Annotated in this window: 16 protein-coding genes and 2 pseudogenes; 4 read left to right on the plus strand and 14 right to left on the minus strand. The window is 54.3% G+C overall.

Going from position 1 to position 14,837, the window contains the following annotated elements; all coding sequences use genetic code 11:
- The 3 genes and pseudogenes from FDW87_RS23185 to FDW87_RS20285 form a co-directional block, all read left to right on the plus strand.
- Positions 1-799: pseudogene (locus tag FDW87_RS23185) on the plus strand (hypothetical protein); the annotation flags it as partial.
- A complete protein-coding gene (locus FDW87_RS20280; RefSeq protein ID WP_230330185.1) occupies positions 796-1,719 on the plus strand; it encodes an ImpA family type VI secretion system protein in 924 nt (307 codons plus the stop codon). The pseudogene FDW87_RS23185 and the gene FDW87_RS20280, both read left to right, overlap by 4 nt.
- Positions 1,716-2,108, plus strand: a complete 393-nt coding sequence (locus FDW87_RS20285; protein ID WP_016155543.1) for a DUF4280 domain-containing protein — start codon at positions 1,716-1,718, stop codon at positions 2,106-2,108. Before FDW87_RS20280 ends, FDW87_RS20285 begins: the two co-directional genes overlap by 4 nt.
- Before the next feature lie 66 nt (positions 2,109-2,174).
- Here the strand turns inward: FDW87_RS20285 and FDW87_RS20290 are convergent, their stop codons facing one another.
- From FDW87_RS20290 to pmbA, 11 genes are all read right to left on the minus strand, one after another.
- The gene (locus tag FDW87_RS20290) at positions 2,175-4,088 is read right to left on the minus strand and encodes a transcription antiterminator (RefSeq protein WP_049043244.1); all 1,914 of its coding nucleotides are present in this window, start codon (positions 4,086-4,088) and stop codon (positions 2,175-2,177) included.
- 21 nt (positions 4,089-4,109) lie between these two features.
- A complete protein-coding gene (locus FDW87_RS20295) occupies positions 4,110-4,850 on the minus strand; it encodes a KDGP aldolase family protein (protein ID WP_016151471.1) in 741 nt (246 codons plus the stop codon).
- Entirely contained in the window at positions 4,847-5,965 is a 1,119-nt protein-coding gene (locus FDW87_RS20300; RefSeq protein WP_137380109.1) for a DgaE family pyridoxal phosphate-dependent ammonia lyase, read from the minus strand. The genes FDW87_RS20295 and FDW87_RS20300 overlap by 4 nt, the downstream gene beginning before the upstream one ends.
- On the minus strand, positions 5,949-7,082 hold the full coding sequence (locus FDW87_RS20305; protein ID WP_016151469.1) for an amidohydrolase/deacetylase family metallohydrolase: 1,134 nt from the start codon (positions 7,080-7,082) through the stop codon (positions 5,949-5,951). Before FDW87_RS20305 ends, FDW87_RS20300 begins: the two co-directional genes overlap by 17 nt.
- Positions 7,083-7,140: 58 nt before the next feature.
- A complete protein-coding gene (locus FDW87_RS20310; protein WP_137380110.1) occupies positions 7,141-7,785 on the minus strand; it encodes a DUF4310 family protein in 645 nt (214 codons plus the stop codon).
- Positions 7,786-7,796: 11 nt separating this feature from the next.
- The gene (locus FDW87_RS20315; RefSeq protein WP_005134210.1) at positions 7,797-8,573 is read right to left on the minus strand and encodes a DUF4311 domain-containing protein; all 777 of its coding nucleotides are present in this window, start codon (positions 8,571-8,573) and stop codon (positions 7,797-7,799) included.
- Between the two features lie 22 nt (positions 8,574-8,595).
- The gene (locus FDW87_RS20320) at positions 8,596-8,895 is read right to left on the minus strand and encodes a DUF4312 family protein (protein WP_016151468.1); all 300 of its coding nucleotides are present in this window, start codon (positions 8,893-8,895) and stop codon (positions 8,596-8,598) included.
- 2 nt (positions 8,896-8,897) lie between these two features.
- Positions 8,898-9,260, minus strand: coding sequence for an SFCGS family glycine-rich protein (locus FDW87_RS20325; RefSeq protein WP_003830384.1), 363 nt, complete (start codon positions 9,258-9,260; stop codon positions 8,898-8,900).
- A gap of 10 nt (positions 9,261-9,270) precedes the next feature.
- Positions 9,271-9,579 (minus strand): PRD domain-containing protein, encoded by a 309-nt coding sequence (locus FDW87_RS20330; protein ID WP_016151467.1) that lies wholly within the window; start codon positions 9,577-9,579, stop codon positions 9,271-9,273.
- A gap of 330 nt (positions 9,580-9,909) precedes the next feature.
- Complete coding sequence (gene cybC, locus FDW87_RS20335; protein WP_016155540.1) at positions 9,910-10,296, minus strand: cytochrome b562; 387 nt, start codon at positions 10,294-10,296, stop codon at positions 9,910-9,912.
- 47 nt (positions 10,297-10,343) lie between these two features.
- Complete coding sequence (pmbA, locus tag FDW87_RS20340; protein WP_047358563.1) at positions 10,344-11,696, minus strand: metalloprotease PmbA; 1,353 nt, start codon at positions 11,694-11,696, stop codon at positions 10,344-10,346.
- 95 nt (positions 11,697-11,791) lie between these two features.
- Between pmbA and yjgA the strand changes: the two genes are divergently transcribed.
- A complete protein-coding gene (gene yjgA / locus FDW87_RS20345) occupies positions 11,792-12,343 on the plus strand; it encodes a ribosome biogenesis factor YjgA (RefSeq protein ID WP_016151465.1) in 552 nt (183 codons plus the stop codon).
- Between the two features lie 63 nt (positions 12,344-12,406).
- Here the strand turns inward: yjgA and FDW87_RS20350 are convergent, their stop codons facing one another.
- The 3 genes and pseudogenes from FDW87_RS20350 to FDW87_RS23190 all read right to left on the minus strand — a co-directional run.
- Positions 12,407-13,723: a PTS sugar transporter subunit IIC gene (locus FDW87_RS20350; protein WP_016155539.1), complete on the minus strand. Its 1,317-nt coding sequence runs from the start codon at positions 13,721-13,723 to the stop codon at positions 12,407-12,409.
- Positions 13,724-13,729: 6 nt separating this feature from the next.
- Entirely contained in the window at positions 13,730-14,419 is a 690-nt protein-coding gene (locus FDW87_RS20355; RefSeq protein ID WP_016155538.1) for a 6-phosphogluconolactonase, read from the minus strand.
- Positions 14,420-14,435: 16 nt separating this feature from the next.
- Positions 14,436-14,837, minus strand: a pseudogene (locus tag FDW87_RS23190) (6-phospho-beta-glucosidase); the annotation flags it as partial.

The following is a 14,837-nucleotide window of genomic DNA, read 5'->3' on the forward strand; positions in this document are numbered from 1 at the left end:
ACTGACGCAGTTTCGCACCGCCAGCAGTAACGATTTTTACGGTCAGTCGCTGAACGCGCTGGCAGACGCATCATTGCAAAAATGTCAGCAGTTACGCCAACAGGCCAGCATTGGTGCGGTACAGAAGATCTTCAATCTGTACAACACCTGGCTTGCAGGGCGCTTCCCCTTTACCGCCGTGCCGCACTCAACAGATGCAGATGTCGATCGGGTACGTGAACTGACTCTTTTACTGGCGCAACTCCCCGCCGAAACGCTATCCGAACAGCCGCCACTCATTCAACAACTGGCAGCGGCACAGCCGTTACTGTCGGCGTTGGTCAGCCCTGAAGGCGTGACGTTACGGGTTATCTGGCGGACCTCACGCAACCATGAGGCTGGCGCGGATCAGATTGCCGACTGGCGGCTTGTCGGTAATCAACAATCGATTAGCTACCCCGGCGGCACAACTGACCTGCACTGGCGCAGCGGTGATAGTCTGAACTTTAGTCTGCGCTGGGCAGCCAATTCCGCATGGCGTCCAATGCCAGGCCTGTCACAGACAGGCGTAACGGTAAGCGGTGATACTGGTCGTTGGCGCTGGCAGGGAGCGTGGGCACTGCTCAGGATGATTGAACAACAGCGCGTCGGTGGCGCGCCGACGCAACCGCTGCCGCTGCGTTTTTCGCTCCCCGTGGGCGATGGTCAGAAGCAATTGCAGTCAACCGTATTTTGGCAGGTCACGTTGTTAGATGCACAAAGCAAAGCGCCGCTACCATGGATACCGCTTACCGAGCAGGGATTATCAGGAGGAAAATGATGGAACATATTGAGGCATTACTGGCCCCCATTCAGGCGGATAATCCGTGCGGGGACTCTATCCGTTATTCACCAGAGTTCGACCAGTTGGTCACCGCCCGCCAGCAGGATGACGAAACGCTGCCCACCGGCGTCTGGCAAAGTACGCCGCGCCGCGCCGACTGGGATGAAGTCGCCAAAATCGCCACTGTGCTGACGAAAACGCTCAGTAAGGATCTGGTCATTATGAGCTGGTTGGGTGAGGCATGGATTAGAGTTCACGGCTTAGCAGCCCTGCCCAATGCGCTGGAATTAGTGACCCTGGCGCTGGAGCAATACCCGGAGCAATTACATCCTAAAATTAAAGAAGGTGACTATGACTATCGCGCCGCGCCACTATGCTGGATAGCGCAACATTACGCCACGCTGGTCGCTGAAGCCCCGCTGTTTATAGCTCATGGGGAAAACATCTCCCTGACCCAGTGGCAGCAGGGAAAATTAGCTGACGTTCCGCTGCCTGGCGCGGACGAGGCCACCATATTATCCCTGACATCCAGCACGGAGTGGCTCCAACGGCTCAACAACGTCTGTCAGAGTTGGCCTACCGAATCGGCACCTTCATTCAAGGCACTTGAGCAAAAAATCAAGACCTGTCTGCAGGCGTTGGGCAACACCTTGCCGGAACAGTCGCCACCTGTCGGGCAAGAAACTGCATCAACGGTCAGCAACGGTGCCACGTTTCTTCACCGCGAAGAGGCATATCAGATGATTAAACAGGTAGCCGATTATCTGGCGCGTACCGAGCCCCACAGTCCGGTACCGTATCTACTGCAGCGGGCCTATATCTGGGGACATACGCCACTACCAGAACTGCTCAATGAACTGATTACTGGTGATGAGTCCGCTCGCCGACTGTGGAGACAATTGGGGGTACTGCCATGAGTTGTCCTGCCGTATGTACAGGCGCAATGCTGCACTGCTCGTTTGGCATAGCGCCCGCCACACTGAACGTGTTGCCCACCAGCCGAACTATCGTCAACAGCCTGCCGATGGCGAATATTATGGATAACAAACCATTTGTAAACATTCTGCCGTTCGGGATGTGCAACAGCATCGCCAACCCGACCGTTGCTGCCGCAACCGCCGCGGCGCTCGGCGTGCTGACGCCAATGCCGTGCATTCCTGCCACCATTGCGCCATGGATGCCCGGTTCACCGACGATAATAGTCGGCAATGCGCCGGCTCTTACTGCGCAATCGCAGTTAATGTGCGCCTGGGGTGGGTTGATTCAAATTAGCTTTCCCGGGCAGTTAACGACCGTCGTCGCGTGATGTTATCCTCTTGAAATTAAGGGTAACAGTTGCAGGAGACGACGCAGCAAGATAGTTGCAGCGTCGTTAAAAACGGCTCACACACTCCATTGCAACCGTTTTGAACTCGCTGAAATTCCGGCACGCGCAGAGCCGCGTCATCGCGCGCTCGCGCAGGAAGGTGACGAAAATATCGTAGATCGCCATCGCTTCTTCGTATTCGCTTTTGCTGATGGCGAGCAGGAAGATCACATGCGCCGTTTCATCCCCCCAGGCGATACCCTGCGGGGCGAGGATGGTGTAGACCACCGTTTTCTTTGCCAGCAGACCGAGGGCGTGCGGCAGGGCAATGCTGTCACCCAGCATGGTGCTGACGATGGCCTCACGTTCAACCACCGAATCAAGAAACTCCGCATCGACAAAGCCTTCATCCTGCAACTGGCGACATAAAACGTTGAACAACGTTTGTTGATCCATTGGCTCGTCGATCACACGAAAATGGGCGGCATCGAAGAATTTGTTCAACATCCACGGACGGGTTCTGTCGACCAGCACCAGTTTGCCAATTTGCTCCAGTTGATAATCGGTAGGGAACGGTGCAATCATCACCACAGGCTTATCTTTTTCACCAACCCGCGCGGTAGAGATGACGAAATCTTCGCTGATGCTTTCCCGCTGTTCGTAGTCGCGTAGCGTCACGGTATCAACGATTTCTATCTGCGGATACTTACGCGCCAGCACCGCCTCAATCATCCGCAGCATCGCATTTCCAGCATCGCATACCAGCAGAACTTTCGGCTGCCTCTGGTAACCGATGTTGTAACTACGCTCCAGCCCGACGCCAATATGCAGCACAAGGAAGCCAATCTCATTTTCACTGATGGTGTACGGCGTATATTTTCCCCATCCCGAGACGGCGGCCAGCGTCATGTCCCACGCCATCGGGTAGTGCTGTTTAATATTTTCCAGTAGCGGATTGGGGATCATTATCTGGTAACGCACCCGGGTGATCATCGTCTTAATATGCGTCAGAAGGTCAGCATGTAACTGTTTGTCATTCAACAGGTTGTAGTTGTACTGGCTGTTGATAAACCGCAGGATGTAATTAACCAGCGCTTCGTCATCATCCGCATTGATGGCGCTGGGGGCGATCTCTTGTACCTGGCGGGCGGCGATATGCACCTGCAGCCAGTTCTCTTCGGAAACGGTAAGCGGTTTATCCGCCAGTCGGTGCAATACCGCTGCGATTTCCCGCGTGGCCAGGCACACCGATTGCTCGGCTTCTTCTGCGGCAAATTCCGGGAGGGGATACCCTTCGCTAATCCGCCGTACCGCCACCGCACAGTACAACCGCAAAAACAGCTCACCCTCATCGGTCAGGCGAATGTGAAAACGGGCAAAAATATCCTGCAAAACAGGTTGTAGCTGTTCAGGGATCCCGGCATTTAGTGCCTCTTGCGTCACTAGCGGGTGCTGTGGATCCTGCTGCGCCAGCGTCCATAGCAGATCGGTCAAACAGGCGCGGATCGCCATCTCGCTGCCAAACAGTTTCATACCGTGACGGGGGCGCGTTTCCAACGTCAGATGATAACGTTGCAGATGCTCGCGCACCTCAGCCATATCGTTTTGCAGCGTCGCGCGGCTGATAAACCATTCATCAGCCAAATCCTCCAGCTTCAGCGAAAAGGCCGACGTCAGAAAACGAACCACCAGCCAGTGCACCCGCTCCTGGCTGGTGCGAGGGATGCGCAGCAACGCGTCTGGTCGCTGCGTTTGCAGGGCATGATAACGTGCCGGGTCGTCAATTTTGAGTTGATAACCGTTACCCCGGCTGAGGACAAACTGCGCGCCGTACTGGGTGAGCAGCGCGTTTAGCGCAGTGATATCCGCCCGTACGGTGCGTGTGGAAACCGACAACCGCTGCGCCAGCTCGTCCTGTGGAAGCGCTTCGTTTTGCAGCATGCCAAACAGCTGCGCTAAACGTTGGTTGGGGAATCGCACGTCAGTTTCCTCATCAGTCAGTTAGCCTACGCAGGCCCGGGTCATCGCCATCAGCTGGCGCACGTCGTCCGGTCGGGTGTTACCACTCACCTTATCAATAATCGAACTATAGATGTGAGGAATGATTTTGCTCACTCCGGCATCCAGGGCGATCTGCAAAATTTCAGTGAAATTATCCAGATCGATACCGCCAGTTGGCTCCAGCCAGAAGTCATGGCGGGCGCAGGCCTGGGCAACTGCAATGTATTCCTCACGGCACTTCAGGCCACCCATTGGGAAGTATTTAATCGAGCTCCCCCCCATGTCTTTGAGCAACGCAATCGCGGTTTCTACCGGCACAATGCCGTCCGGCGTCTGGCTGCTCAGCGGACCGGTGGAGATTTTCACCCTGCCCGGTGTGCCAGTTGGCGAGACCAGACCGTTGACCACCGTCTCCTGCTGACCCAGCAGCGCGCGGCTGGTCGCCACGCCGGTAAAGACCTGATTAACATGCTGTGGCTGCACCTGACGGGAGATTTCACTGACCATCGCCGACTGGTTTGGATCGCCCGCCCCCAGCCCCACGGAGAGGGCATTGTCGATAAGCGCTGCGTATTCACGCATATCCGCGACCGCGCTTGCGACATCCGGGTAATTTTTTGACAACACACCGACCAGCACGTGTCCTTCCGCCGCCGCGTAAATATCCCGGGCATTTTCTTTGGAGCCCGCCAGCACGTTCAGGCAGACGCGGTCGCGATAAAAGTTAGGGGTCAGTTTCATGCTTTTTTCTCCTGCGAAATCACTTCACCAATTCGACGGGCCACAATCTCCAGTTGCGCGCGATCCACGCTGCGCACATCGGCTTCGATAATGCCTTCGTTAGCTTTGTAACCACGGAAGTAAATCGCGTACTCTCCCTGCTTGAGCGCGTCGACCAGTTCACCTGTGGCGATCCCGGTTACCGCTTCGTCAAACTTAATTTCCGTGCGCGCGATGTCGCGCCCTGCGCTGTCCCACACCACGCGGGCACTTACGCCGTGAAGCTGGTTTAACGCATTAATGAACGGCGTCATTTTCTCGACCATCTCCGCGCCGCTCTCTTTCTGCGCGTTCAGATACAGTTCGATGGCGCAGGTCAGGCCAAGAATCCCCTCTTTACCCACCTTCATCGCCCGGCCAATCCCCGCGGTCTGGCGCTTCACCCACTCAACGTATTGGGTTTTGCCAATCACCAGGCCGCTGGTTGGCCCTTCAATCGCCTTCGCACCGCTATAAATCACCAGCTCCGCACCAACCCGGTAGTAGCACTGCAAATCCTCTTCCGCTGCCGCATCCACGATTAGTGGCAGATTATGCGTACGCGCCACCACCGCAGCCTGTTCCACGCTGAGCATGCTTTTCTGGACGCAGTGGTGAGATTTGATATACAGAATGGCCGCCGTGCGTGGCGTAATGGCCGCCGCCAACTGAGTGGCGGAACATTCGTTGGCATAACCCGCTTCCACTAGCTTGCCGCCGCCGAGCGCCACCATGGTGCCAACCGGAGCGCCAAAGTTGACGTTGTGGCCTCTGGGCAGCACGATTTCGTTGTTCTCGATCGGCGCGACGTGCAGGTTCTCCAGCAGCCAGTCGCTGTCCTTAACCAGTACTCCAGCCACTGACAGGGCGATTCCGGCCGAAGCGCAGGAGACGACGGTTGCCCCTTCCACCTCCAGCAATTTCGCGATGTAGTCACCGGTTTTATTGACCAGGTCTTTCATCTCAAAATATTGATTCATCCCCGCCATTGCGGCCTCAACCACTTCTGGTCGTGGCGTAGAAACGCCGAGCGCCGTCATGCGGCCTGAGGTGTTAATCACCTGTTTTAAATTGTATTTCTCAAAAATCGAAGGCATGTTCCGCGCTCCCTTGTTCGGTCATATAGCCCTTGCCCGCACGTATTGCGGCAAGCGGCACCAGCAGTTGTTCAGCCTGCAGGCTGTCGTTTTCTGCATCTACCAGCACGGTTGGCTGGCGCTTAAGCGTAAAGAGGGTTAAATCGGCATCCAGACCAACCTGCAGCCGCCCTTTCTGTTTCAGGCGCAGACCATCGGCGGCATTGGCAGTAACGCACTCAATGACCTGCGGGAGCGACATCCCAATGGCGAGAAATTTCGACATCACATTCGCCAGGGAATACACCGGGCCGCTGATACGGTTGCGACAATAAATATCGGAGCTGATGGTGTGCGGCAAAATGCCCAGACCGATAGCGCGTTTTGCCACCGCAAAGCTCAGGCTGGCGGTGCCATGCCCAACGTCCAGACGCACACCGCGTGAAATCGCCCGCGTAACTGACGCTCGCAGCTCGCCTTGCGGCGTCAGAATGCGATTCGGCTTACCGTTGTAGCAGTGGGTAATGATGTCGCCCGCGGTCAGGCGTTCGGCGATCTCATCCAGATCCGGCGGATTGTTGCCGATGTGCACCATCAGCGGCAGGTCACCGTTCTGCGCTTGCATCGCTTTGGCGCGCTCCAGCGGCGTAATGCCGTTTTCACCGACCACGCTGCTGCTCATGCGCGCCTTCAGGCCGACGATAAAATCAGGATGGCGCTTCACCGCCTGTCGCACCGCATCGGCGTCAATGTTGGCCATATTAGCCAGCTCGTTCTGGGCGATAAGCCCAACGCGGGAGATATTCAGCAGCGCATACACTTCGGTGGCCGCTTCCCGGGTCAGGGTATAAAAATCATCGATATCATCCGCCCCGGTACTGCCCGCATCCACCACCGTGGTAACGCCGGTAGCTATACCGACGCTGTCCGGCTGGTCGTGATAAATCGGGGATTTCGGATAGCAGTGAACGTGGGAATCAATCCAACCTGCGCTGACGTAGTACTCGCCGCCCAGTTCGATGGTTTTCAGCGCCGGGCCATCAACGTCGCCCAACGCCGCAATTTTGCCGTCTTTGAGCGCAATATCGCTCACCGTATCGTCAACGAGGCGCGCACGGCGCAGGAGTAAATCAAACATCGCTCTCTCCTTTGCCGGATGGCGGCGCAACCGCCTCATCCGGCCTACAAATCAACAGTTAGCTAATGGCAATCGGGAAGATGGACCCGAGGATCATCGCCCCAAGGATCGCCCCGCCGGTGATCGGTTTCTGCCACAGGTAAAACAGCAGCGCGCCCACCAGTGAACCGATGCCGATAGGGATAGACGCCGTCATCGCGCTGAGGATAATCAATGGCCCGAGGAAGCGGCCAGAGGCGTTACCGGCCCCCATCATGACATCCGCACCGTAGGTCGAGTCGCTCTGATTGATGGTGAACTTACGCGCCAGAATAATGATGTAGCCAATCGCCAGACCAATCACCAGACCGGTGACCAGCGACGCTGCGAAGTTGGCAACCGGGAAGATAATGCCTGCGCCCAGCAGCAGCGCCGGAACACCTAACCCGACCCCGGTCTGAATCGCCCCGCCAATATCCAGAATCCCCACCAGCGAACCTTCAATGATGCGGGCAAACAGGAAGCTTGCACCAAATGCCGCCACCGCCCCGTAGGAGCCGGTGTCCATTCCCGCCTTCAGCATCGCCACAAAAGCGACTTCGTTAAATGCGCCAATACCGTACAGGTAGTACATGTGCGTTCCGGCAAATACGCCAGAGGAGAGCAGGCCAACGAAGATCGGGAACGACCAGTCAGCGAACCAAAAACCTTTATTCTGTTCCATGACGGCCTCCGTTATTTGCCGCTGAGCGAGTTGTGGATCAGTTCGAGCCAGTTAGGCACGGTCAGATGGAAGGATTCGATCATCTTCATGTCGAAACCGCGGAAGAAGCCGCTCAGGACAAACAGCGCGACGATAGCCACCATCATCACTTTAGTGACGTGGTTCCAGCCGCTCTCTTCCACGCCTTTACCGATCAGAATGCCAAGGACCAGACCCGGAACGGCGTTGCCCATAATCAGCTGCGCCGCACCGCCAAAGACGGTGGCCCAGAAGCCTGATTTTTTACCGGCATCGATCGCCGCCAGCCAGAAGATTACTGGCATCACGGTGTTAACCAGCAGGTTAGCCGCAGGAACCAGCACCTTGACGGCAGTCACCTGCAACGCTTCCGGTACGGATGACGCCGTAAGATTCAGGAAGGTCACGACGATCATCCCGATAACGCCGCAGGCAATCGCCATGCGCTTGGGATCGTGCAGCGTTTCACCGACGTTGCGGTTTTTAACCATCAGCGCAGCAGCGCCCCAGTTGGGGATGATGCGATGGTCGACGTCCTGAGTGAACGCCCCCGCCGCAACGGAGGAAGCCCAGGCGTTAAAGAAGAAGCCCAGGCCGAACGAGAAGTGAGAAGCCGGATCCCCTTCGCAGGAATTCAGTTCTCCCAGAGTACGAAACGCGCCCATCCCTTGAGTGGTAGGCGCATGAAACATGCGTGCAGCCCCAGCGCCGACACCGACGCCAACCAGGCCGCCGATGATGAGCGATTTTATTAATATTATCAGGAACATAATTATGCCTTTTAATAAAGAATCAGCGTTGCGTAACGAAATCCACCTTGTCGAGATTGATGGCAGTCACGTTGACGGTCACGTCCAGCTCCACGCTGAAGGTGCGTCTTTCCCGGCGCAAAAAGAGGAATAAAAATGCCTCTTTGCGCACCGATTCACGCGCTTGAACAACCTGCACATCCTGTGGCTCAATACGCAGTAAGATATGCGGCGACGCTTTCATCACCGCTGCCTGAACGTGGTTCAGGGCATCGGCAAAGGCGCGCGCTTTGGCCTCGCCCTTGCCAGTGACTCTCACCGTGGTGGTGAATTGTTCTTTCATGCTTAAGCGCCGTGTTTCTTTTGCCACGCCTGTACCAGGCGCTCACCGAGTTCTTCTTTGTCCATAAAACCGAACCCCAGCACGTTGCAACCTTCGTTGATGGCCGTGACCCCTTCATCAACCGAGCGCATGCCGTATTTCGCCTTGTAGCCGTATTTGGTCTGCGCGGTAATCGCACCCGCGCCGCCACTGCCGCAAAACGAGATGCCAAAGGTGGCGTTTTCCGCTTTCATCACGTCACCCAGCTTCATATCTGCCGCAACGCCCGGCACCACAACCGCACGGCCGCCCGCTTTCTCAACGCCTGCCGCCACTTTCTGGCCTTTACCCAGACGATCGCCAATCACTACGGTAATCTGTTCCATCTTTTGCTCCTTAAAGGTTGTCTTTCGCGACTTCGAAGTGCACCGACAGCAGCCAGGCCTCTTCCTCAGGAAGATTGCCAAACTCAGCGACCACGTCACGGGCAAGCGCCATTGATTCGGCAGAAATTTCATCAAACAAGCTGGCATCGACTTCTGGTAAGGGTTCACCCGTTACCGAGCGGTGCGCCATGGCGCGAACATGCGACGTCAGCATCTGTTCCTGTACAGCGTTGGGAATAATGTGGCGTTCACGCAGCAAGGCATACACCTGCGCCAGCATGCGGTCGGCCAGTTCCACCGATTCCCCCATGTCATTCATTACAGCTCCGTTATTCACTCGTCTTACCCCACTAGTGGCTCTGAGGTTAACTTAGCGGTGGGGGTTAAAAGTTTGTAGCGAGTTGTTTTCCACTTCGAAGTGGAAAGGGGCGCAGCGATAGTGATCTGTGCCGCAAAAAGGGCCGGGACCACGATTAATCACTGGAAGAATGTGATTGAGATCGCAAGAGTGAGCAGCAAAATGGAAGGAAATGCGAACAATGAATGGACGATAAAAATGAAAAAATGTGATGGGGATAGCGTTTACTTATGGGATGCAGGGGCGCAGCGTCTTATCCGGCCTACGGTTATGCAGGCCGGATAGAGTAGATTAGCGGAACTTCTTGTGGTTTTCGTTGCGCGTTTTTTTCAGGTCTTCCGCAACGGCTTTCGCCTCTTTGACTTTACCTTCGTTCGCCAGTTTAAGCGCGCCGTCAATCTGACCGATCAGCGTGTCAAAGCCGTGGCGGAAATCTTTCATCTCCGCACTGTCCGGGGATTTGCTCTCCAGCTTCGGTGGCGTTCCCTTTTGAGCATCCAGCGCGGCTGCACGCATTTTGGTCAACGCGTCTTTCAGTTCAGTCGCATTGTCCGTTTTTTCGACGATCTTCAGGTTGTCGTTGAGGATCCCCATGTCATCTTCGAGATCGGCTGCAAACGCAGAAGAACCAAGTACCAGCGTTGAAGCCGCGACGATCGCTAACAGGTGTTTACGCATTGCTCACTTCCTTTTTTATTATTAAAAAATTAACGCCTTAACGAGTATCATTGCCCGGCGATTTTCATCTCCGGTAACAATACCGAACCACACTGAATATTACTGCGCGTTTCAATATCGTTGCCTACGGTCACAATATTGCGCCACATCTCTTTTAAGTTCCCGGCGATGGTAATTTCACTCACCGGATACTGAATTTCGCCGTTTTCGACCCAAAAACCCGCCGCGCCGCGCGAGTAATCGCCGGTAATGCCGCTAACGCCCTGCCCCATCAGCTCGGTAACCACAAGACCTGTGCCCATCTCTTTGAGCAACTGCTCGAAGCTTAGACCCTGTCCCGGAATTCGCCAGTTGTGGATCCCGCCCGCATGACCGGTGCTCTTCAGTCCCAGCTTACGTGCGGAATAGTTGGTCAGCAGCCATTGGGTCAGCACGCCGTCTTTAACAATGTCACGGCGTTCGGTCCGTACGCCTTCGCTGTCGAACGGCGACGACGCCAGCCCTTTCAGCAGGTGCGGATGTTCTTCAATAGTCAGCCATTCCGGCAGAATTTGTTTGCCCAGCGAGTCGAGCAGGAAGGTGGATTTACGGTACACCGAACCACCGGCAATCGCGCCGACCAGATGTCCGAACAGCCCAGTCGCCACTTCGTTGGCAAAAATCACCGGCGCTTTCATGGTGGAAAGTTTACGCGGAGAGAGGCGAGATAAGGTGCGGCGAGCACAGTCTGCCCCCACCCATTCCGGCGTTTGCAGATCGCCCATCGCCCGGCCAATGGTGTAGGCGTAATCACGCTCCATATCGCCATTTTCTTCCGCGATGACGCAGCTGGAAAGAGAGTGACGCGTGGAACAGTAGCCCTGCAGCATCCCGTGACTGTTACCAAACACTTTGATGCCATAGTGGCTGTTAAAACTGCCACCCTCGGTATTGGTGATACGCTTATCGGCCTGCAGCGCCGCCTGTTCAGCGCGGGCTGCCAGTTCGATAGCTTCGTCAGGGGAAACTTCCGCCGGGTGGAACAGATCCAAATCGGGCGCATCAAAGGCCAGCAGTTCTTTATCTGCCACGCCCGCGCACGGGTCCGGTGAGGTGTAACGTGCAATATCCAGCGCGGCCTGCACGGTACGTGCAATCGCCTGCGGGCTTAAATCGGTGGACGATGCGCTGCCCTTACGATTTTGGTGATAAACCGTAATCCCCAGCGCGCCATCGCTATTGAATTCTACGTTCTCCACTTCACCATAACGGGTGCTGACGCTAATACCCGTGGTCTTGCTCACAGCGACTTCCGCGCCATCCGACTTACCTGACGCTAATTCCAGTGCCGTCGAGACCGCTTCTTCCAGAATCTTACGCTGCGCTTCAACTTGTGAGATTACTTTCATCGCAAATGCCATAATGTAGAGAGAGTTTCTCTGAAGTCTAACAGAGAACCGTTTTTCAGTGCGCATCTTAACTGGTAACATTAGCCTCTTTTTTTAAGGAGCCTGACATGACTAAGCAGCCCGAAGACTGGCTCGACGACGTTCCCGGTGATGACATCGAAGACGAAGACGATGAAATTATCTGGGTTAGTAAAAGTGAAATAAAACGTGACGCCGAGGAGTTAAAACACCTGGGTGTGGAACTGGTAAAACTGGGGAAAAACGCGCTGGATAAAATCCCGCTCGACGCGGATTTACGTGCCGCGATTGAGTTGGCCCAGCGTATTAAGATGGAAGGTCGCCGCCGCCAGCTGCAGCTGATTGGCAAAATGTTGCGCCAGCGCGATGTTGATCCTATCCGTCAGGCGCTGGACAAGCTGAAAAACCGTCACAACCAACAGGTTGTACTGTTTCACAAGCTTGAGCAACTGCGCGATCGCCTGATCGCCGAAGGTGATGATGCGGTAGCGGAAGTGCTGAACCTGTGGCCAAACGCCGATCGCCAGCAGCTTCGTTCTCTGGTTCGCAATGCGAAGAAAGAGCAAGAAGGCAACAAGCCGCCGAAATCAGCACGTCAGATTTTCCAGTATCTGCGTGAACTGGCGGAAAACGAAATCTAACCTCTTCGTCTGCAGAAAGTGCCGGATGATGTAAATACTTCATCCGGCCTGGATTCTGTGCTCTTACTGCTGGGGCTGCATTTCGCCCATAGCGTTCTCTGACTGACTCTCTTCATGCAGATACTGCTTATCTAAAATCTTCACGAACGGTGTATAAATCGCGGTGGCGATAACCAGATTCACGGCCTGTAAAACAATGCCTGAAATCCCGGTGGTGAGGAAACCAGAAATAAAGATCGGCGTTGTCCAGGGAATGGAGATACCAGAGGTGGGGGGAACCCAGCCGAATGCGATAACCACATAAGTAACCGTACACAGCACCATTGGGGTAATGATAAACGGGATAAGCATCAGCGGATTAAGCACGATTGGCAAACCAAAAATAACCGGCTCATTAATGTTAAAAATTGCCGCCGGTGCCGCCAGCCGTGAGAGCTGCTTTAATCGCGTACTTTTGGCAACCATAAAGATGCTAATCAACAGTGCCCCGGTAAAACCCGTACCGCCGGCAATCAAATAGACATCCCTGAACTGCTGAGTAATGATGTTGGTCGCTACCAGCCCGGCCTGAGTTTGCGCCAGGTTCTGCGCACTGAGCGTTTGCCAGATAGGCCCCATTACGGATGTCATGATAGAGTCGCCATGGATCCCAAAGAACCAGAAGAAACTGATCATCATCTCAGCAATCAGTTGCGATAAGAGGGAATTCCCCAGATACAGCAACGGCTGTTGCAACATGACGCTGATAAATTTCCCCGGCGTACCAAAAGGCGTGTTCTCAAACAGCACCTTGACGATAATCCAGAACAGTAGCACTAAGAAGATAGGTACCAGCGATTTAAACGACCTGGCAATCTCTGGCGGGACACTCGCAGGCATCTTGATGGTGAAAGCCCTGTTTTCCAGAAACTGAACCACCTTGATGGTGACCACAGTAACGATAATCCCTAAGAACATCGATTCAGAGCTAAAGTCGAGCAACGCGTAAGCATCGGCGACGATTTCTCCCGATCCTGTCGTAATATGACCAGGCGACATTAAGAAGAAGATCGCCACCGGTAAAATAGCGGAACTTTGGCTGAGATTAAGCTTTTCAACTAACTCCTTTGAGAAGGTGATAATCACCAGCAGCGTCATTAATCCGTAGCTGGCGTTAATCCCGTAATTGAGCTTATCCAGCACGCCTTCCCCTAACAGCGAACTCATAAACTCGTGATAGCCGTTAACAGGAAAGTTGGTTAACAATACGAAAAATGAACCGACAATCAAAAAGGGAATCAGGGCAATAAACGCATTTTTTAGTGCGGTCAGGTAGATGTTTGACGAGATTTTCTCGGCCAGTGGCAACATCTTTTGTTCGAGTAGAGAGGTTATGCTCATGCCCGCTTACCCTATAAGGTTTTTTGTCACGTAATAATTAACCTGCGGGAACTGCTTGATATAGATGGCAGGAACCTGAGTGTGGTGCGCATCGCCGTTAACAATCTCCTGATAAATATCTTTTTTCGTATCGTGGTTGATGATGACAATCACCTTTCCAGCCTTGATGATTTTATTCAGCCCGACGGTAATACCCTCGGTGAGGGTGACATCTCCGGAGAAGTATTTATGGCTGGCGACGTTAATTGTTACGTCATCCAGTTGAGTTTGTAGATAATCCTCATCAAACGGCACGCCCGGCTCGTTTAAGCCGATATGCCCGTTCATTCCCACGCCCAGAATTACATAGTCAAACTCTTCACCGTTGAGCGCGGTTTGGTAATGGGCAATATTTTGTGCCGTAGAGGCAAACGGATTGAAATGGACTAACCGCACCGGATAGGCACATTTGTGCACAAAGTCCTGATTAATCATGTTTAGGCAACTGCCATCTGATTCGCTGGGCACGTTGACCCACTCATCCAGCGCAAAGAAGGTAAGGCGTTCGGCAAACGGTGTCGCTGCCAGTGCTTCGTAAATCCAGTGAGGCGTGCTACCGGAGGGGATCAGCACGCGAGAATGTGGTTTGAGCGCGGATAGCTCACTAACGACCTGTTCAGCCAGCGCGGCATTGGTATCAAACGTTGTACATTTCATCCGTTTCTTCTCGCTATTAAAGTGATTCAATCTTTTTGGCGAATAAAGGAAGATACTTTTTATTGGCCAGCAGCATCTCTTTGACTAACGCCACGCCCGAAGTATCGCTTGAGCATAATGGGTTGAAAATAAAGCCAGAAATAAGCGCTTGATAATCGCCGGTGGCGGCGGCTTTAACGATCTGCGATTCATAGTCTTTCATCATGGAAACAATCCCTTTCGCAGGAGATGGGATCTCGCCAGTACAAATTGGAATCGGACCATTACGGGTAAGCACACAGTTCACTTCAACTACCGCCTCTTCCGGTAAATTAGTGATAGCACCACCGTTACGAACGTTGACGGTTTGAATGCTCTTATCGTCGAGGTAAATAGCGCGAATAACGTTCAGCGCGGCGGTGGAATAAAGCGCACCGCC

The sequence above is a fragment of the Citrobacter sp. wls826 genome, assembly GCF_005281245.1.
Lineage (GTDB): Bacteria > Pseudomonadota > Gammaproteobacteria > Enterobacterales > Enterobacteriaceae > Citrobacter > Citrobacter braakii.